Source organism: Mesorhizobium sp. M0047 (genome assembly GCF_040323315.1).
Classification (GTDB): Bacteria; Pseudomonadota; Alphaproteobacteria; order Rhizobiales; family Rhizobiaceae; genus Mesorhizobium.
Window position 1 is genome coordinate 26982 of the sequence record NZ_JAMYUW010000042.1, and the last position, 17562, is coordinate 44543.

The following is a 17562-nucleotide window of genomic DNA, read 5'->3' on the forward strand; positions in this document are numbered from 1 at the left end:
CGTCAGTAGGGCGGCTGGTTAGTTGCCCGCGCATCTACAGCAACCCAGCCCGTTCCGCCTCGCGGCGCAAATTCTGCCTTGGCCTTGGGCCGATCTGCTGGATCACCAGGCCGGCCGCCAGCGAGCCAAGGTCGCCGCAGGTCTTGAGGTCGCGGCCCTGCGTGTAGCCATGCAGGAAACCGGCGGCGTAGAGATCGCCAGCGCCCGTCGTGTCGACCAGCTCCTTGATGGCGGTCGCATGGATGACCACGGTCTCGTCGCCGCGCACGATAACCGAGCCTTTTTCCGAGCGTGTGACGGCGGCGATCTTGCAGTCCTTGCGGATCTGCGCCACCGCTTCGTCGAAGGACGAGGTCTGGTAGAGCGACTTGATCTCGTCGCTGTTGGCAAAGACGATGTCGACCGTGCCCGAGCGCATCAGATCGAGGAACTCGTCGCGGTAGCGGTCAACGCAAAACGAATCCGACAGTGTCATCGAGACTTCGCGCCCGGCCTCGTGCGCGAGCTTCGCCGTCTGCCGGATCGCCTCCTTGGCGCGCGGCGGGTCCCACAGATAGCCCTCGAAATAGGTGACCTTGGCGCCAGACGCCTTGTCGGCCTCGACATCCTCCGGCCCAAGCTCGACGCAGGCGCCGAGATAGGTGTTCATCGAGCGCTCGCCGTCCGGGGTGACGAAGATCATCGAGCGCGCCGTCGGCGGCTCGCCCTCGAGCGGCCTGGTGTCGAAGGCAACGCCCTGCGCATGGATGTCGTGCGCATAGATTTCGCCCAGCGCATCGTTGGACACCTTGCCGAAGAAGGCGGCGCGGCCGCCGAAGCTGGCGACGCCGGCCGCCGTGTTGCCGGCGCTGCCACCGGAGGCCTCGATCGCCGGCCCCATGTGGCTGTAGAGCAGCTCGGCGCGCTTGGTATCGATGAGGTTCATGGCACCCTTGATGATGCCGTTGGTCACCAGAAAAGCGTCGTCGCACTGGGCGATGATGTCGACAATGGCATTGCCGATGCAAAGCACGTCATAATCCGGCATCAATGTCTCCGCTTGGGCTTTCCGCTTGCCAATTCGCTCGCCGGCGGCTTCACGGGGCGGCTAGTCCTGCCTCGCGACGCAATTCGTCCGCCCTGTCTGTCTTCTCCCAGGTGAAATCAGGCTCTTCACGGCCGAAATGGCCATAGGTCGCTGTATTGCGGTATATAGGGCGTAAGAGATCAAGCATCTTGATAATGCCTTTCGGTCTGAGATCGAACAACTCAAGAATGAGGCGCTCGATCCTGCTTTCCTCGACCCTGGCTGTCCCGAACGTGTTGACCATGACGGAAACCGGACTAGCCACGCCGATTGCGTAAGCAAGCTGCACCTCGCACACGTCCGCAAGTCCGCTGGCGACGATGTTCTTTGCGACATAGCGGGCCGCATAGGCAGCCGAGCGGTCAACCTTGGACGGGTCCTTGCCCGAGAAGGCGCCGCCGCCATGACGACCCATCCCGCCATAGGAATCGACGATGATCTTGCGTCCAGTGAGACCGCAGTCGCCGCGCGGCCCGCCGACTACGAACCGCCCCGTCGGGTTGACCAGAATTCTGATGCCTTCCGTCTCCAGGTGGGTCGGCAGGACAGGCTTTATGATTTCCTCAATGACGCCCTCGCGGACAGTCTCTTGCGAGACCTGCTCGTCATGTTGTGTCGACACGACGATGGTATCCAGCGCGACCGGGCGCAACCCCTCATACCGCACTGAGACTTGGGATTTCATGTCAGGACGCAACCAGCTAAGCTGTTGTGCCTTCCGGACATACGCCTGCCGTTTCGTCAAGCGATGAGCGAGCTGGATCGGCAAAGGCATCAGTGTATCGGTTTCGCGGCATGCGTAGCCGAACATGAGGCCCTGATCTCCCGCTCCCTGCTGGAGGTCTTGCCCTCTTCCCTCGTCAACGCCTTGGCTGATGTCGGGCGACTGCTCGGTGAGGGCATGAACGACGGAGCAACGCCGGCCGTCAAAGCCGACGGCCTCGTCGTCGTACCCAATGTCGAGAATCGTATCGCGCGCGACTTGGCTATAATCCACCTGCGCATCGCTGGTAATCTCGCCAGCCAGAACGACTATCCCTGATTTTACCAACGCTTCACAGGCGACGCGCGCCTTGGGATCTGTGCGGAGGATGGCATCGAGGATGGCATCCGAGATGTTGTCGGCCAACTTATCCGGGTGCCCCGCGCCAACCGATTCGGAAGAGAACACGAACTGCCTAGCCATGAATACCTCGCTTCGGGTGTTGGATGTGGTATGGGCATTTTGCTTGGCCGACCTTACTTGTCGCAGATGCCCGGGACCTCGAACGCAGCGCACAAGTCGGCAACGTCTCTTCGCACGCAGGCATGGAGATCTTCGTCGTCTGGCCGCTGGAGGACGGAGTCAATGAAGCCAGCAATTTGCACCATTTCCACATCGCGCATGCCCATTGACGTCACTGCTGGCGCCCCCAGGCGAATTCCGCTTGTGACCGCCGGATGCCGCGGGTCGCCAGGCACCATATTAAAGTTTGTGATCATTCCTGCCTTTGCTAGTCGCTCGGCATAGGCCTTGCCCGATAGTGGCCGATCGCGAAGATCAAGGATCAGCATGTGATTGTCCGTCCCCCCGGTCACCAGGTCATAACCTCGCTCAAGCAGTGCATGTGCCAGAGCCTTGGCATTCTTGACCGTCTGTTGGCCGTAGCTTCGGAAGGACGGGTTCGCGGCTTCGTGCAAGGCAACCGCTAGCGCAGCGATGGCATTCATGTGAGGTCCGCCTTGCAGGTGAGGGAAGACCGCCCGGTCTATTCGTCTGGCGAGATTGTATTTGCTCTTTGTATGATACAGGGCCTGATAGCGATCTTCGTTCCTTGACAAAATGAAGCCGCCGCGGGGACCGCGGATCGACTTGTGGGACGTGCTGCTGACCACGTCGCAATGGCCCACGGGATTCGGGTGCGCTCCCGCGGCAATCAGGCCGCTGATGTGCGCAATGTCGGCTACGAGATAGGAGTTCGCTTCCATGGCAATTTCTGCCATTGCCGCGTAGTCAAAGACACGCGGGTAAGCGGTTCCGCCGACCCAAATGAGCCGCGGCCGTTCCCGCTTGGCTATCTCGCGCAAGCGGTCATAGTCAATCTGCTGTGTCTTTTCATCTAGTCCATAGGGCACGCGTTGATAGTCAGTTCCGGAAAAGTTGATGGCCCAACCATGAGTCAGATGGCCCCCTTCCGGAAGGGGCAAGCCCATGACTTTGTCACCGGGACTCAAAAGCGCACGATAGACAGCCTGGTTGGCCGGCGAGCCGGAATAAGGCTGGACGTTGGCATGCTCGCTGCCAAATAGTGTTTTCAGGCGCTCAATGGCCAGATTCTCAAGCTCATCAACGATCTCGTTTCCAGCGTAGTAGCGCGCACCGGGGTACCCCTCGGCGTACTTGTTCGTGAAAATCGAGCCGTTCGCTTCCAGCACGGCCGAGGACGCAAAGTTCTCCGAGGCGATGAGCTTGAGGGTCGTCCGCTCCTGCCGCTCCTGTCTCAGAAGCAGCTCGTGAACGCGGCAATCAACCGCTGCCAAGGAAGACCGCCCGTGGGTGTCGGGCTTTGCGATTGCGCCGTCTGCGGAGTTGTCCATGGTAGCTTCGCGCTCCAATTGGATTGACCTATTTCACGATCAAGCACGCGGTCCCTTTCGGCCGGGTGTCTCGTACCGCTTCGAGCCGCTGCAGGTCCTGTTTATGATAGCCGTCGCGGTGGGGCAGGAGATCGACCAATAATTGAACCAGCCCGCCGTCGTTGGATCCTGCGTTGAGATGGTACGAGCGCCACGGAGGCTGTTCGTTGCAGCAAAGAAAGTCGGCTCTGGCGAGCAGCCGGACGTGTCGCGCAACCCGCTCTCGACACACGCTCAGAATCTCCGCTAGCTCGCAGACAGTTAGGTCCGCATGCGCACAAAGGCCCAGGATTCGAAGGCGGTCAGGATGCGCTGCCATGCGTAGGCGACTAACCAGTGTCATCATGGCTCAGGACCAAGTCCTACCGAATTTCTCATTTCGCGTTCTCCACAGAAGTTGCAGATTTCGAAGGTTGTCCAACGACCGGACAAATCTCGGTGGCCGTGACGACCGTCGATATCTATGTCGAACAAACAAATGGGCGCTCTTCTTGCCTTTAGCCGAAATTGCAAGCAGTTCGGCCAGTCGAAGACAAGCCGGGCCAGGGTTTGGAACCACTGACCTCAGACGTTGCAATAAGCCTACCATTCACAGCGAGCCGGAGTTGCTAAGAGTCTATGAATTTCCTTGAAGGATCTGTTGCAACGTTTGCCCAGCCTGGCCTGCTCCCGGTTTGCAGCGGTCATGGTCAGGCGATCCATCGCCTCTGCGAGCACGGAATTGCCCTGCATCGGATCGCTGATCAGCTCCTGAAGGCCGGGACGCAACAGCGACGCGCCGCAGATCGCGCCGTGGGTATTGCTGTCGACGACTGTCCAGCCTTGCTTTTCAGCACGCAAGCAGCAGAGCCGCAACTGATCCTCGATCGAGGCGTCTCGGTGATTGTCAGTTGAGTAGCGAGCGCCAAGCGCGACCTTCATGAGGCGGCCCCTTACTCCGGGACGCGGTCTCGCGTCTGGCTATCCGTTTCGGCTTGAACGAAATCCCGTGCGGCCTGTCGCGCCAGCAGCCGGACCAGATTGACGAAGCGTCGATCGGGCTTCGGCGACGCAGGCACAGCCGGTTCGCGGGCCGCGCCGGCGACCGCACGAAGCTTTCCGGCTGTTGCACGTTTCGGTCGCGCTATGATCGCGTTCCTGTCCTGACGCGAAATACTCCGTTTCGCGACAATGATGCCAAGTCACAGTGCTTCGACAAGCTGGAATTCTATCAATAGCGCGTCGCGCAGGAGCCAGTGCTGGCCGATGACGGGGCACCTTGTGCCCCGAAGAAGCCATGGCTATATATCCGGATAGAGAACGGAGGCACGCGATGGGCAACACTGCACAGAAGAGAGCCATCGAGAATTATCGCTCTCGCCTGGCTGAGCGCGGCATCGCGCGGTTCGAGATCCAGGCGTTCGACGCAGACCGCGATCTACTGCGAACTCTTGCCCGAAAATTAACGGAGAGCGGGCCGGATGCCCGACAGCTTCGTCGGACCATACAGCAAGCCGTGGCGGGTGAGCCACCGAAAGCGGGCAGCATTCTCGCCGCGTTGCGTCGCTCGCCTCTGGTTGGCTCCAACCTCGACCTCAGCCGGCCGCGCGAAGAGGGGCGCAAGATCGACCTGTGACGCGCTACCTTCTTCATACCAATATCATCAGCAACGTCATAAAGCCGGAGCCTTCGGGCTCGTTGCTGGCCTGGATGGGCGCGCAGAAGGACGAAGACCTCTTCATTGCTTCGCTTACTGTCGCCGAAATTCGCCGAGGCATCCTAGAGAAGCCGAAGGGGAAAAAGCGCAGCAGCCTTGAAACTTGGTTCGAGGGCTCCGAAGGCCCGCAAGCGCTGTTCGCTGGCCGCGTGCTATCGTTCGACGAGAAAGCCGGCCTCGTGTGGGCGCGGCTGATGGCCAACGGCAAAGCCAGAGGCCGTTCGCGGAGCGCCCTAGACACAATCATTGCCGCTATAGCTGAAGCCAACGAGTGTGTCGTAGTGACCGACAATGAAAAGGACTTCGAGGACGTTCAGATAATCAACCCGCTCCGTAGCTCTGCAAGCCAAGCGGGTGATGATAGCTCCAATGGTCCGGCCGATTCAATTTGAGGATTTCAGCGGCACGGAGTCCGAACGTCTCGTGTTCGCCTACCTTTAGCGATGGCTGGATTGATCTTGCTTAGTTCGGCCAGGGACGTCTCTTCCAGTTCCGCTTTAATGCCATCCCGGTTCATCTAGTCAGCTCGATCTACCAGCAGTTCGCACGCACGAGCGCCGCGGACAAGGCGCGATCGCAGGGACTGCGCGATACGCGCGTCGAGCTCGTCCATCTTACACTCGATCTCGTCTTCGAAGGCCTCTCGCCAAACGCCACTGTAGTCGATGCCGCGCGCGGCTCGGGGGCCTTCTCATCGAGGCTTTCTCGCGACTGGTCTGGCGCGCTACCTGGCAAGTTCGCCCGCCGGGAACTCGTCGGTCTGTACTCCCAGCTCTGGGCGTCCACATCAACTGCGGAGCTGTTGGCATCGCCGTGTTCTGCCTTTAGCTGGCAGCTCTCGAATTCGACGAGCAGCCGATCAGCGACACCCGCGACCTCAAGTTCGACCCGGTTGACTCGATAACACCCTATTGGCAGATTCAGTCGGGGAGGATCTGCCCACTCCGATCACAAGCCGATCTTTCGACCCCGTGGTCGGGAATTCTCCATGGACCTTCGTGAAGAAGGAATGCAGCGCCGAAAGCCGAAGCGCTTCCGATACATCGACGCCCCTTCCGAGACGGAGCCCCGATTAGGCATTCCTGCCACTCTAGCCGACGCCGCGTTGCCGATCGGTGCGCACTGGTCGCCTACATCGCCCCGGCACGTGAAGATCGTCTCTGCTGGCGCTCGTTGAGCAATTCAGGCCGCCTCCGGCTGGCGTTGATCATCGTCAGCGTCAACCAGCGCGCGGTCAGCGCCGGCTTTTTCGAGCCCTCGATCTCAATCGTCACGCTCAGCGCCGTCTGCACCCAGCCCGACGGCCTGACCTTGATGTCGGCCAGTACGAAACGGGTGCGGATGCGCGATCCGGTTTTCACCGGCGCCAGGAAGCGCAGCGATTCGAAGCCATAGTTGACACCCATCTTGCAGTTTTCGAGCGGCCGCATGGTCTCGAAAGTCATCGCCGACAAAAGCGAAAGCGACAGGAAGCCATGTGCGATGGTGCCGCCGAACGGCGTCTCGCGCTTGGCGCGCTCCGGATCGCAGTGGATGAACTGGTGGTCATCGGTGGACTCGGCGAACTGGTCGATCATCCGCTGCGAGACCACCCGCCACGGCGACACGCCGACTTCCTTGCCGACGCTGGCCAGAAGCTCGTCGAGACTGATCGGTTCCACGCTAATGTCCTCCATTTCAACCGTCCGAAGCGCGAGCGGCTTCATTCCGTGAACAGTGTCACCCCATGCTGCACCGACTGCCGGCCATCCATCGGCAGGATGGCTTCGGTGAGATGACTGCCGTCACGGCTGCACGAATAGAACGTTCCGCCGGCAATCTCATTCGGCGCACCGATGCGGCCGATCCGAACATGGCCGCAGACGGGCTGGCTTCTACCTCGGTCACGGTGCGCGTCCTGCAGGCCACTGAAAACAGCTCGTCTTGCTACCGGTGATCATTCCGCCGGCGCCGCTATGCGGTATTGTCGCAGATTGATAAAATCAATTGTCTGGATAGGAACCATCCGTGTCTCGAATTTGGAGGAGTCCAGCAGACGGCGTGGCTTGTGGTCCTTGTTGAAGCGCGCCGACCTCATTGGCCGCTAGCTCTGAGCCGGCAAGAAGCGCCAGTTCAATGACATTGGGTGTCGACACGGCAAAGCGGCATCAGATGCTAATTTATTATGCGGAATAGCGCTTGCTTCAAGAAGCGCTCGGCCTGACGTGGAAGCAGCACTGGATCTGGATTGTCGGTATGCGCGGATATTCGCGCAGCACAGCGGCAACCGCAGCGACGATCGATCTCAGCCGTTGCGAGCATGCCGATGTTGGTGGCGGCCACTCTGTTAGGCTGAAGCGTAGCGCGCATCTGATCCGCCACCAGACCGGGTTGCGTAACTTGGATTTCCAAGGCGTCTTCATGGGTTTGCACCGTCAGCGCGCTGACAGCAAGGCAGGTGCGCACGCCAAGGCAAGCGATCGTCTCGATCTCGCGGGCAATTCCAGCCCCACCGCGGGAATCTGACCCGACAACGACGAGCAGATGCGGTTCTCGCCCCAGCGCCATTGCTCTGTCTTTCGATCCATTCTCGCGTGCGCGCTTCTGGGGCGTCGTTCAGCGCAAAGTCGGTGACCACGGCTGCGCTTTCCGCGCCAGCCTCGAAAAACGCCTTCGAGCCGGTCAGGTTGAGGCCGCCGATGGAGACCAATGGGATCGGCGCGACCTGGTGCTTCCACTCGCTGATCCGCTCGAGCCCTTGCGACGCCCATTCATCTTCTTGAGGCTAGTTGGATAGACTGGGCCGAGCGCCACATACTCCGGCTCGGCCACTGGCGCAGTTCGGTGTGATCGTGGATCGAAAGGCCGAGCTTCAATCCGGCGTATTTCATCGTCAGCATCGGCGGCAGCCAAATCCTTTTGACCAAGATGGACGAGTCGCAGCCTTCCTCGATTGCCGTGCGCCAATAGTCGTTGACGCTCACTTGGCAACCATGGACCGCGCAGGCGTCGTTCGCGCAGCGGATTTCCGTCAGTCCTTTCTCGTCCATATCCTTTATCCGGAGCTGCACCAGACTCACGCCGAGCGGCACCAGCCGGTCAATCCCGCCGGCACGTCCACGACTTCATGAGAAGACGGCCCTGCCGATCGTCGGTGGGTAGCGCGGTTCGAGCATTCCCGAGCTGAAAGCTTCACGACCGGCATCGACCGCTTTGCCGAACGCACGCGCCATGCCGACCGGATCGGCCGCCCTCGGGACCGCCGTGTTCAGGAGCACGGCGTCAAACCTGAGCTCCATGACGGTCGCCGCGTACGACGGCCGTCCGAGCCGTGGATCCACAATCAACGGAATGTAGGGGAAATGTCCGCGCATCAACTGGACCTCGGAGCTCAACGCTTCATCGCATTAGAATGAGCGTTCGAAACGCAGGATACCGCCGACACTGCTCTTCTTGTTGGCATTGGCCCAGTTCACTTCGGAAGCTTTCACCTTTCCGACGGCGGAGCCTCCGTAGCGGTCGTAGTCGAGTTCAGCCGTAACTGTGAAATCTGGAAGAAGCGCGTAGGCGACGTTCGCAGCGACACCATAGTTCTTGAGCTGATCACCCGAGAGCTGAAGGTTGAACGAAGTTGTCCCGTTGACCTCGTAAGCGGCGCCAGCCCAGAAAGCCCAGTTCCCGCCCCAAATCTTATAGAAGCCGCGACCATGAGCGTCGATCGCGTTCATGGAGTCGTCGTTGAGCTTGCCATTGGAACCGTAGCCGAACATTCCGAACAGCAACAGTTCGTTGGTGACATTGATGTCGACACGGACCTTGGCGGCTACCGATTCGTAGTTGCTATCATAACCAGCAACGCCGGTGATCGCTCCCCAGCCATGCGTGTATTTCAAGCCGCCGACTATGTGCGGAGCGTAGTTGTCGATTGCGCCCACCACGCCTGAGCCTTCTTCGAGCGAAACCACGGCGGAAAAGCCGTTCGCGGCGTCGAAGTAGTACTGGACCACATTGGTATCCAAAGCGCCGTACGGAACCGGCGTCTGGTTGAGTACGTCACCCGCGCCGCCAATAAACTTGTCGAAGGCCGACCAGTCCTTACCAACTTGGAGGCCACCAAGCTGAATCCAGGCGAAAGTCAAGATGCTGTCTCCGTTGAAGGCATAGGACCGAGAACTGTCCGAAACCGAAGTGTGGCGGTTACCGAAATTCACGCGGGTTTCGGTGTAGGTCTTCAACGTGCCGAGTTCGGTCTCCCGGCCGGTCCAAGCTTTCAGTGTGAAGCGCGTGTTGTTTTGCCATGTACCCTGATCCTCACCAGTCCTCACATCTGAGGTTCTTGCGTGGTAAAACAATCCGACATGGCCCAGGCCCACGTAGTAGCTAAGATAGCCGCCGATGCGCAGGCAGGTCTCGGTGCCTGAAATATAGACGTAGCTGGAGCCGTAGACGTCGCAGATCTTGAGGTACTCAGTGGGATCAGGCTCGGGGACGATGATCACGGCGCGAGCGTCCGAAGCGGCGATCAGTGCCGCAGTTGAGCCGAGGAGGAGGCTCCCAATGGTCATTGTTGATCTCCGTCTAAATGGTAAAAGGAATCGAGACCGATAAATGATTTTTGCTAAGCAAACGATTGATAGCGAATCAAGATTAATTCTAGGAGTGTTGCTGCAACTGCCGTGCTAATGCTTAGGAGAATTCAGAATGTGGTTGAGACTTGCTGTCACATTTATTAAGCATTTATCACTCCAGACGATCATACAACATTTTTGTACAATTACCCTTTTCACCTCCGCGGCGGGCCTCACAAAGGGTGCGACTGCAAATGACGTGCCACCCTGACGACCCAGCTGCGGCTGAAGCTCAAATTTGCGGGCGGACCTTGGTTCGCGCTTCCGTTCTTTTTGCCTTGCGGATCCACCCAAGCACGAACGGCAAACGTTTCGGCTACGGTTCGTCTGTTCGCTTCGCGACAGTTTGGCTTAATGGCGACGGCATTGTTTGCTGTGAGCCCCGCCGTTGAGGCATCATGCGGCGGCCACCGCTCGGTACGACGCCGTCACTTTGGCGAGCTGATGGTCGATAACCACGCGCCGCAGTCTTGCACCACTGAGTCGGTAGGCGCCAGCCTTGGCATTGCGGCGGACCTGACGGTCGCGTCGAGCAGGTTTTCGTGCTGAAGCGGCGCGCCACAGCTAATGCTTCTTGCCAGCAATTCACACAACGAGCTCATCGAGACGGCAGAGATCATTATGGGCGGCGCTAGCTGGCGTGCAAAGTCTGGACCCAACACCGTATTGTCTCATCGGATGCGGCATCTGCGCTCAGAAGAGTCTCCCACGCGCAGATGAAGGGAAGGGACGTCGAACAAAACGGTGCGCGTGAGGGTTTCGGCGGGAACACCATCGTCAGTCGCTGACCGAGTGCGCTCAGACCATCGCTGTCCAGCCAAGACTGAACGGCGCCCATTGCTAAAAAATTTCGAGCCCAAAGCGGAACGGACTGACATAGCGCAAAGACGCAGGCGAGCGCAGCGGTAAGGTTGGATGTTATCAGCATGGGACGGTGACCGTTGCAGACCACGAAATTTCGAGAGGCCCGGCTGCCTTGGTACACTATCTATCCGGCTGTGTCGGAGTTCTCTGGGGCGGTCGGCGCCGAGGCTTATGAGGAATGGCTCAGGAACCTGCCGGCTGATGATCCGGTGTCACTCTATCTGCACGTTCCGTTCTGCCGATCAGCCTGCTGGTATTGCGGCTTCCCAACCACCATCACCCGCCGTGATGCGCCCATCCTCAACTATCTGGCGGCGCTGCGTGACGAGATCCGTCTGGTTTCGGAGCGAGTGCCGAAGACGTTGCCCGTGAGCGACATACATTTCGGCGGCGGAACGCCGTCTCTCATCGGACCAGCCGAGTTCCTCGCTCTGATGGAGTTCCTGCGATGCCGCTTCGCCATCTCGAAAACAGCTACGGTCGCCATCGAGATCGATCCACGAACACTCACGCCCGAGATGGCGGAAGGCTTGGGAGCGGCCGGCGTGAACCGCGCGAGCCTGGGCGTACAGAGCTTCGATCCCATTGTTCAAAAAGCGATCAACCGAATCCAGAGCGAGGCCCAGACGTCGGCTGCCGTGGAAGTGCTGCGCCGGCATGGAGTAAGCCGCATCAACTTCGACCTCATCTACGGCCTGCCGCGTCAAACGGTGGAGTCGTGCGTCGAAACAGTGAGGGCGGCGGTCGCCATGCGCCCCGACCGGCTTGCCTTGTTCGGCTACTCGCACATCCCATCCCAAGTAAAGAATCAGCGCCTCATCGAGGCGGAATTTCTTCCCGACAGCGCTGCCCGCGCTGAACAGTATGCGGCTGTCGCCGTGACGCTGATTGCCGCCGGCTACCGACAGATCGGGCTCGACCATTTCGCCTTGCCGGACGACGAGCTCGCGCTGGCACAGGAAACAGGTCGCCTGCGACGTAACTCGTTGGGCTACTCGGCCGATACCTGCAGAACCCTGATCGGTTTCGGCGCGTCGGCTATCGGCCGCATCGGCCAGGGATACGTTCAAAACGAAGTTACACGGGATTCCTACATCCAGCACATCGCAGCTGGCCGACTGGCTACATCGAAGGGCCATCGCCTCACAGACGACGACCGCGTGCGAGCCGCAATTATCGAGCGATTAATGTGCGATTTCGAGGCTGACGTGCCGGCAATCTGTGTCGCCCACGGATCTGATCCGATCCGTCTTCGCGATTCGGCTGAGCGCTTGGCCATGCTGGCCAAGGACGGGATAGTGGACTTCGAAAACGGCTTTGTCCGCGTGCGGCGGGAGCATCGCTTTGGGATTCGCGCTGTCGCTGCCGCATTCGATGTGTTTAGGGATGGCGTTACGTATATCCCGCAGCAGCTTAATGCGATGCAAAGCACGACATAGTCCGGCATCAATGTCTCCGCTTGGAACCGCCGGCCTACTTGCCACGCCGGCCGGGCGCTGGTCTGGCAAGTGGGCTTTCCGTTTGCCAATGCGTTCGTTCCCGGCCCTCACGGGGCGGCGAGTCCCTGCCGTGAGCGCCTCACCCGCGAGGCTACATGGCGGCCGTGGAGATTACCTCAGCAGCGGCGCCCGATCGGAAACCTTAGCACCTCAGCGCTTTGGCGTGGCTGCTTGAACTCTTCGACGGCAACCGCCTCAATTAGCAGGTCCAAGGCTTCGCGGCCCCTTTGACTCATCGGGTCATCCCCACGAAGGTAGTCATACGCTCGATCTAAATGCACTCGGGCGGCGGAAAAATCGCTTGTCATATTATAGAACCCTCTCTACCCGCCCGCATTGCCGTCTACGAGGTGAAGGTAGTGCAATCGTCAATATATACAGACAAATTTGAATTAAATCGGAGATGATCATGGAGGCCGAGTTCCCTGACCTGATGCCGCCATCGAGCCCGCCGACGACCACTCGCTGGCGCTCGGTCGCTTCATAAATGCCGAGCACCCCGTCCCGAGACCACCTCTGAGCTCCCTCCTTCGATGCTAGACGCGTGGAAGACATGGCTGCGCCGCCGCTGCGAGAAAGGCGTGTCCCGTCGCGCGGCGGCTGCATAGTGGGCAGCCAGCGCCGGGAGCTAATCGGCAAAGCCGCGTGTGGCGATTTTGCATAGCGGGCGCAGGCGAAATCGCCACGCCCGTCCAGCATGTCCGATGCCGCGTAGGCCGCCAGGATCCCTGAGCGGAGTGCATGCACGATCCCGCGTGATGACAGTGGATCGGCACAGAACAGGCAGTCGCCCGCCGCGACCCAGCGGTCACCGGCGGCGGGATCGATCGTTGCGGTTCCCGCCGCCTTGATCATGCTGGCGGTCTCGATTGCGTTGGGCGGCACGAGCGGCGCGACGGACTGCGTTGCGGCTAAAGCGCGGTACCAATGTCCGGCTTTGCGCAGTTCGCTGCCCAGATCCGGATCGGTGAGGCACGCGCAAGTCGGCGCTGTACCACCTGCCTTCGGGACGCGCCTCGACGACCATGCTGCAATCGCCCGGTGCGCGGTCGAAAAAGCGTGTGTAGGCGGCAAGATGTCCGTGCATGGTGAGCTTGGCGCCGAAACATCGCGCCAGCCTCCAACTGCGACCGGTCGCCCAAACCACGGCGCGGGCAATGATAGCTTCATCGGCCAGCTTGAGCAGCCAGCCTTGATCGTCGCGCACTGCCGAACCCACGGCCGAGCCAAACCGCGTGTCCACACCTGCCGCCTTGGCCGCCTGCACCATCAGCCGGTCGAATCGCGTCCGGTCGAGCTGCCAGCCGGCACCTTGAGCGGAAAACATGCCGTGCCGCTCGCTGGGAACTTCATTGGCCCACACCGAAACAAGCGCACGATTTTCAACGAAGCCGGCCTCGGCGAACGGCGTCCAGACACCAAGCTGACGCAGCAGCCCATTCGCTACTGCCGGCAGCACCTCTCCCGGCTTTGGCCGATCATGTCTTCCTGCTTCCAGCAACAGCACGCTCCGCGCGGGTGCATCGTTGCCAACGCCAGTCCGGATGTGGTCGCCGCCGAACGTGATCGTCGCAGCGAGCTGGCGGGACAAAATGCCAACCTCAAGATAGCGTTGGCCCGGATCAGCGAGGCGGACTGAGGAAGACTTTAAATTCAAAAGGTGACACGCGGCAATAGTCGCGTGCCGCTGTAGCCCCAGGCTCCGCTTCACCGTGGGGACCGATCGGTCGCACTCTCAGCCTGGGGTTCTTCTCTGCCACCCATCATCGAATTTTGGTGGATTGTCCGTCTCCCGCACCGGTTTGAGCGCGATAGACAAGAATCGCGTTTTCTGTGCCGGCCGGGCTTCAATGACGGGGATGGCGAAAAGCTGAGTGCTCGGGCTTGCGGGCCGAGCTTGTCGGCCGCTCGATGGAAAGGGTCATTTGAGGTGGGGTCTCGGCCGCGTGCAGCTGAAAGACACGCTCGTCCAGTTCCTTGTCCACTTCCGTCAGACGATGATTGAGGCGAAGGTAGTCCGTCCAGGTCGGCGTGCGGAACGTTTCCGTCCAATGCATAGGCTTCTGCAAGTTCCGCTGGAGCGTCCAGTTCCGAGCACCGACCCGGCTGTGTACATGACGCCGCTGCCGCATGAGGTCGAGGAAAGCCTCGAGATTTCTCTCGGCTATCAGATATTCGACCTTGACCACGATCGGGCCGCTTCTCGGCTTCAGATTGAGAGCGACAGCCGGGGCATCGAATTCCTCCAGAGGATCGGGCTCTGAGTCGCGGCGCTCGCGAAGAGGAAACAGAACGCCGGCTGCAGCGACGAACATCAGGGAGGCAGCGGAACCCTCCAGCGCCAGGCCCAGCGAATGGTTTTCGGCCACCGTGCCCCACACCCAGCTGCCGAGCGCGATGCCACCATCTATCAAAGCATAGTAGATCGAGATGGTGCGCCCCACGACCCAGCGCGGGCTTGCCAGCTGCACGCTCACACCGACCCCTGACCAGGCGGTGACCCAACCCGCGCCGCCCAAAGCGAGTGCAATTGCCGCCACCCCGATCGAAGTTGTCAGTGCCAGGGAAAGTGAGCACGCCGCGCAGGCGACGCAGGAGAGCCTCATCAGCCGCTCCTGCGACAAGCTCCGTCTGAACAGGCTGTTGGAGAGGCCAGCGAAGACGGCTCCGGTCCCGAAGCCGGCCATGAGCGCGCCATAGGCAAGCGGGCCTCCTCCCAGCTGGTCGCGGACAACCACCGGCAGCAGCGCGAGTATGGCAATGCTCGCCAGGCCAAAGAGGGTTCCGCGCGCGATCGCTGCCTTGATCTCCGATGACATCGCCGTGAAGCGCAGCCCGTCATAAATTGCCGTCCTCATCGACTCGCGGGGAAGAGGGGAAGAACGAACCTTCCACTTGCAGCGCCAAATGGTAGCCAAGGGTACGAAATAGGTGAGCGTGGTTACGGCGAATGCCGCCATAAGGCCAAATGAGGCAACCACAATGCCGCCGAGCGCCGGACCCACAGTCCGGACGGTGTTGAAGCCAACAGAAAGCAGGGTGACGGCAGCGGGAACATCGCGTCGATCCACGATATCGCCAACCGACGCTTGCCAGGCCGGATCATTGAGAGCACCGCCGCTTGCGATCAAGAAGCTGAAGCCGAGGATCATCCACGGACTGACAAAGCCCAGCGCCACGGACGCGGTCAGCATCGCGGACGCAATCACCATAAGGCACCGACCGGCGAACATGACCCGACGCCGGCTGAAATTGTCGGCGAGAGCTCCGGCAAAAACGGACAGGACGAAAGCGGGCAGGTTCGATGAAGCCTGCACCAGCGCAACCATCAGATCGGAAGTCGAGATCGTTGCCATCAGCCAGCTGATGGCGACAGTCTGCATCAACCAGCCGAGGCTTGAAACCTGCGTCGCGAGCCAGATCGAACGAAAGGTCGGCTGCAGAAGTGGCCCAAAGGTCGTTGGTGCAGCCAAATCTTCGTTTGATCCAGCCACCCTACTCATTTTGCGAACCTTTGCTTTCCGTTATTGTCGCTTCCCATGTAATCTAGGCTGAACCGTGGCGGCTTAAGAATAGATGGCCCATTTGCCTACGACGAATGTGGCCACAGTTCCTCCTGACCAGTTGTCAGGCGGCCGGTACGCAGACATGGGCCGGCTCACTCGCCTTCAACGACATCTTGGTGAGCCGGGATTCACATGTCATTTGAGGCACCATGCTCGATCGACGCGCTGCCGAGCGATTTTTCGCGAAACGTTACCCTGTTCTTTTGTTGGAAACTCACTCATCAGCGGCGTTCGATGCTGAGTGTGGCTTCCGAAAAGTGAGGACGCTTGCAGATCTTCGACAGGATCGATTCCCTGCTTGACGCAGACGATTGCCACGCCGCGATCGAAGACGCCCGCGCCCTGCTACTTCAATTCGAATAAAAGTCTGATGCGCTCACACATGCGATTGACGAGTTTCTGCTCAACCTGATGACATTGGCTTTCATTGTCGAATGTTACGGACGCGGCTTTGAACTCCTGGCGCGAACGCTTGCCCGTAGAAGGCTGGTGAAGATCAGGCTTTTGTCGGGAGGGATTGGCCGGGCAGAAATGGTTCCAAAGTCTGATGGCTGAACCGGCGATCGCGCCGCGTTGCAATTGACGACGTGGCGACCGCCAAAAAAAAGGGCCATCGGAAAACCGAGGCCCTTTAGGTGCAAAGTCAAAACCTTCAGAGGGGAACAGCTGATACGATGGAATGGGAGGAAACCATCGCGTGCATCAGCTGTAAGCTTAATGGCTAAAAGTTGTGCAATGCGCAAACACACTTTGTGCAATGCAGCTATGCAGTAACGCAAAGCCTCAAGTTGCAAGATCGAGTTTGAAAATGTTTGCTGCTCGTACGGTGATGGACGAGATCCTTAAGCGTATGTACGGCGGCATGATGGACGCTTGCAAGCATCCAGACAAGATTACCGCGAAGCTAAAATAAGAGGTTCGATCCAATCGGCGATGCTCAATAGCCGCGCCATTCTGGTTCAGCCGGGCGTTACATCGCCTCGCCAAGTTGAGGATGTATTAGTCGCGAGCAGCCGCGCGCCAATTTGGAACCCACGACCATATGCAACGATTGGGCACTGTCCGAAGAAGGCCGAGAACGGTTGAAAGTGCGCTAGATGGAGATATTCTGAATTGGAACGGGGGCCTGGTTCATCGCCAAAGCGAGACATGGATGAAAACCAGATCGCGCCCAACGCCTGATCCAACCATTGCAACGGAAGTCCCCTGGTCGGAAAGCCTAACCGCATATGATGACAAGCATTTCGAGCTCTATTTGAAGCTCATGGACGCTTGCGCCGACAGTGCCAGCGAAGAGGAGATGGCGCTGGATGTACTGGGTATCGATCCGGTCAAAGAGCCCATCCGCGCCCGTAAGGCCCTTCGCAGTCATCTCAAACGGGTGCTCTGGTTTATGCATGAGGGCCATAAGGAACTGCTTCCAAGCCGGCCGCCTCAATAACTGTGGCGCCGAACAAGGTTGCACGGAACTTACCGAGACGCTTGAAGCGGGATATGAACATTGGGTCACGACTGAGCGTCCCACACAGGAAAACAACGTTGTTCCGCCCACGCCGAGACACATCCTGCTAAGGGCGATCTTCGCTCTCTAAAGCCACCACAGCTTGATCGATTGATTGCGCTAAGTGGGGGTCGCCGTAGCGAAGTG

The 17562-nt window shown here is 59.7% G+C and carries 15 protein-coding genes and 2 pseudogenes; 5 read left to right on the plus strand and 12 right to left on the minus strand.

Annotation, left to right across the window (positions count from 1 at the left end):
- Positions 1 to 34: 34 nt before the first annotated feature.
- From NKJ89_RS28755 to NKJ89_RS28775, 4 genes are all read right to left on the minus strand, one after another.
- Positions 35 to 1027: an adenosine kinase gene (locus tag NKJ89_RS28755; protein WP_023812682.1), complete on the minus strand. Its 993-nt coding sequence runs from the start codon at positions 1025 to 1027 to the stop codon at positions 35 to 37.
- Between the two features lie 49 nt (positions 1028 to 1076).
- Positions 1077 to 2252 carry a methionine adenosyltransferase gene (gene metK / locus NKJ89_RS28760; protein WP_352607554.1) on the minus strand — a complete coding sequence of 392 codons (1176 nt, stop codon included), beginning with the start codon at positions 2250 to 2252 and terminating at the stop codon, positions 1077 to 1079.
- A 53-nt stretch (positions 2253 to 2305) separates the two neighbouring features.
- Positions 2306 to 3643: a serine hydroxymethyltransferase gene (glyA, locus tag NKJ89_RS28765; RefSeq protein ID WP_352607513.1), complete on the minus strand. Its 1338-nt coding sequence runs from the start codon at positions 3641 to 3643 to the stop codon at positions 2306 to 2308.
- A 621-nt stretch (positions 3644 to 4264) separates the two neighbouring features.
- On the minus strand, positions 4265 to 4603 hold the full coding sequence (locus NKJ89_RS28775) for a recombinase family protein (protein ID WP_352607515.1): 339 nt from the start codon (positions 4601 to 4603) through the stop codon (positions 4265 to 4267).
- 391 nt (positions 4604 to 4994) lie between these two features.
- On the opposite strand from NKJ89_RS28775, the gene NKJ89_RS28780 reads away from it, so the two are divergent.
- Together NKJ89_RS28780 and NKJ89_RS28785 are read left to right on the plus strand one after the other, a co-directional pair.
- Complete coding sequence (locus NKJ89_RS28780; protein WP_023671839.1) at positions 4995 to 5297, plus strand: hypothetical protein; 303 nt, start codon at positions 4995 to 4997, stop codon at positions 5295 to 5297.
- Entirely contained in the window at positions 5294 to 5770 is a 477-nt protein-coding gene (locus tag NKJ89_RS28785) for a type II toxin-antitoxin system VapC family toxin (protein WP_352607517.1), read from the plus strand. Before NKJ89_RS28780 ends, NKJ89_RS28785 begins: the two co-directional genes overlap by 4 nt.
- A gap of 790 nt (positions 5771 to 6560) precedes the next feature.
- Here the strand turns inward: NKJ89_RS28785 and NKJ89_RS28790 are convergent.
- Positions 6561 to 7054 (minus strand): annotated as a pseudogene (locus NKJ89_RS28790) (MaoC family dehydratase).
- A 98-nt stretch (positions 7055 to 7152) separates the two neighbouring features.
- On the opposite strand from NKJ89_RS28790, the gene NKJ89_RS28795 reads away from it, so the two are divergent.
- Entirely contained in the window at positions 7153 to 7314 is a 162-nt protein-coding gene (locus tag NKJ89_RS28795; RefSeq protein ID WP_352607521.1) for a hypothetical protein, read from the plus strand.
- A 218-nt stretch (positions 7315 to 7532) separates the two neighbouring features.
- Here NKJ89_RS28795 and NKJ89_RS28800 read toward each other — a convergent pair whose 3' ends face one another.
- The 4 genes and pseudogenes from NKJ89_RS28800 to NKJ89_RS28815 all read right to left on the minus strand — a co-directional run bounded on the left by NKJ89_RS28800 (position 7533) and on the right by NKJ89_RS28815 (position 9922).
- Positions 7533 to 7925 (minus strand): bifunctional hydroxymethylpyrimidine kinase/phosphomethylpyrimidine kinase, encoded by a 393-nt coding sequence (locus tag NKJ89_RS28800; RefSeq protein WP_352607523.1) that lies wholly within the window; start codon positions 7923 to 7925, stop codon positions 7533 to 7535.
- 203 nt (positions 7926 to 8128) lie between these two features.
- A complete protein-coding gene (locus NKJ89_RS28805) occupies positions 8129 to 8407 on the minus strand; it encodes a beta/alpha barrel domain-containing protein (protein ID WP_352607525.1) in 279 nt (92 codons plus the stop codon).
- A 75-nt stretch (positions 8408 to 8482) separates the two neighbouring features.
- Positions 8483 to 8746 (minus strand): annotated as a pseudogene (locus NKJ89_RS28810) (thiazole synthase); the annotation flags it as partial.
- 18 nt (positions 8747 to 8764) lie between these two features.
- Complete coding sequence (locus tag NKJ89_RS28815) at positions 8765 to 9922, minus strand: porin (RefSeq protein ID WP_352607527.1); 1158 nt, start codon at positions 9920 to 9922, stop codon at positions 8765 to 8767.
- 1004 nt (positions 9923 to 10926) lie between these two features.
- Between NKJ89_RS28815 and hemN the strand changes: the two genes are divergently transcribed.
- On the plus strand, positions 10927 to 12288 hold the full coding sequence (hemN, locus tag NKJ89_RS28820; RefSeq protein ID WP_023778367.1) for an oxygen-independent coproporphyrinogen III oxidase: 1362 nt from the start codon (positions 10927 to 10929) through the stop codon (positions 12286 to 12288).
- A 176-nt stretch (positions 12289 to 12464) separates the two neighbouring features.
- Here the strand turns inward: hemN and NKJ89_RS28825 are convergent, their stop codons facing one another.
- From NKJ89_RS28825 to NKJ89_RS28835, 3 genes are all read right to left on the minus strand, one after another.
- Complete coding sequence (locus tag NKJ89_RS28825; protein WP_352607529.1) at positions 12465 to 12656, minus strand: hypothetical protein; 192 nt, start codon at positions 12654 to 12656, stop codon at positions 12465 to 12467.
- 500 nt (positions 12657 to 13156) lie between these two features.
- Positions 13157 to 14059, minus strand: a complete 903-nt coding sequence (locus NKJ89_RS28830; protein ID WP_352607531.1) for an NAD(P)/FAD-dependent oxidoreductase — start codon at positions 14057 to 14059, stop codon at positions 13157 to 13159.
- 136 nt (positions 14060 to 14195) lie between these two features.
- Positions 14196 to 15851, minus strand: a complete 1656-nt coding sequence (locus tag NKJ89_RS28835) for an MFS transporter (RefSeq protein ID WP_286441022.1) — start codon at positions 15849 to 15851, stop codon at positions 14196 to 14198.
- Positions 15852 to 17067: 1216 nt separating this feature from the next.
- On the opposite strand from NKJ89_RS28835, the gene NKJ89_RS28840 reads away from it, so the two are divergent.
- Positions 17068 to 17355 (plus strand): hypothetical protein, encoded by a 288-nt coding sequence (locus NKJ89_RS28840; RefSeq protein ID WP_352607533.1) that lies wholly within the window; start codon positions 17068 to 17070, stop codon positions 17353 to 17355.
- Positions 17356 to 17562 lie beyond the last annotated feature (207 nt).

Bases quoted from the DNA above. Each gene is read 5' to 3' on its own strand.
- NKJ89_RS28800 (WP_352607523.1), bottom strand. From the start codon at position 7,925: ATGGCGCTGGGGCGAGAACCGCATCTGCTCGTCGTTGTCGGGTCAGAT.
- NKJ89_RS28795 (WP_352607521.1), top strand. From the start codon at position 7,153: ATGACTGCCGTCACGGCTGCACGAATAGAACGTTCCGCCGGCAATCTC.
- NKJ89_RS28815 (WP_352607527.1), bottom strand. From the start codon at position 9,922: ATGACCATTGGGAGCCTCCTCCTCGGCTCAACTGCGGCACTGATCGCC.
- NKJ89_RS28775 (WP_352607515.1), bottom strand. From the start codon at position 4,603: ATGAAGGTCGCGCTTGGCGCTCGCTACTCAACTGACAATCACCGAGAC.
- NKJ89_RS28835 (WP_286441022.1), bottom strand. From the start codon at position 15,851: ATGAGTAGGGTGGCTGGATCAAACGAAGATTTGGCTGCACCAACGACC.
- NKJ89_RS28805 (WP_352607525.1), bottom strand. From the start codon at position 8,407: ATGGACGAGAAAGGACTGACGGAAATCCGCTGCGCGAACGACGCCTGC.
- NKJ89_RS28825 (WP_352607529.1), bottom strand. From the start codon at position 12,656: ATGACAAGCGATTTTTCCGCCGCCCGAGTGCATTTAGATCGAGCGTAT.
- metK (WP_352607554.1), bottom strand. From the start codon at position 2,252: ATGGCTAGGCAGTTCGTGTTCTCTTCCGAATCGGTTGGCGCGGGGCAC.
- NKJ89_RS28780 (WP_023671839.1), top strand. From the start codon at position 4,995: ATGGGCAACACTGCACAGAAGAGAGCCATCGAGAATTATCGCTCTCGC.
- glyA (WP_352607513.1), bottom strand. From the start codon at position 3,643: ATGGACAACTCCGCAGACGGCGCAATCGCAAAGCCCGACACCCACGGG.
- NKJ89_RS28755 (WP_023812682.1), bottom strand. From the start codon at position 1,027: ATGCCGGATTATGACGTGCTTTGCATCGGCAATGCCATTGTCGACATC.
- NKJ89_RS28840 (WP_352607533.1), top strand. From the start codon at position 17,068: ATGAAAACCAGATCGCGCCCAACGCCTGATCCAACCATTGCAACGGAA.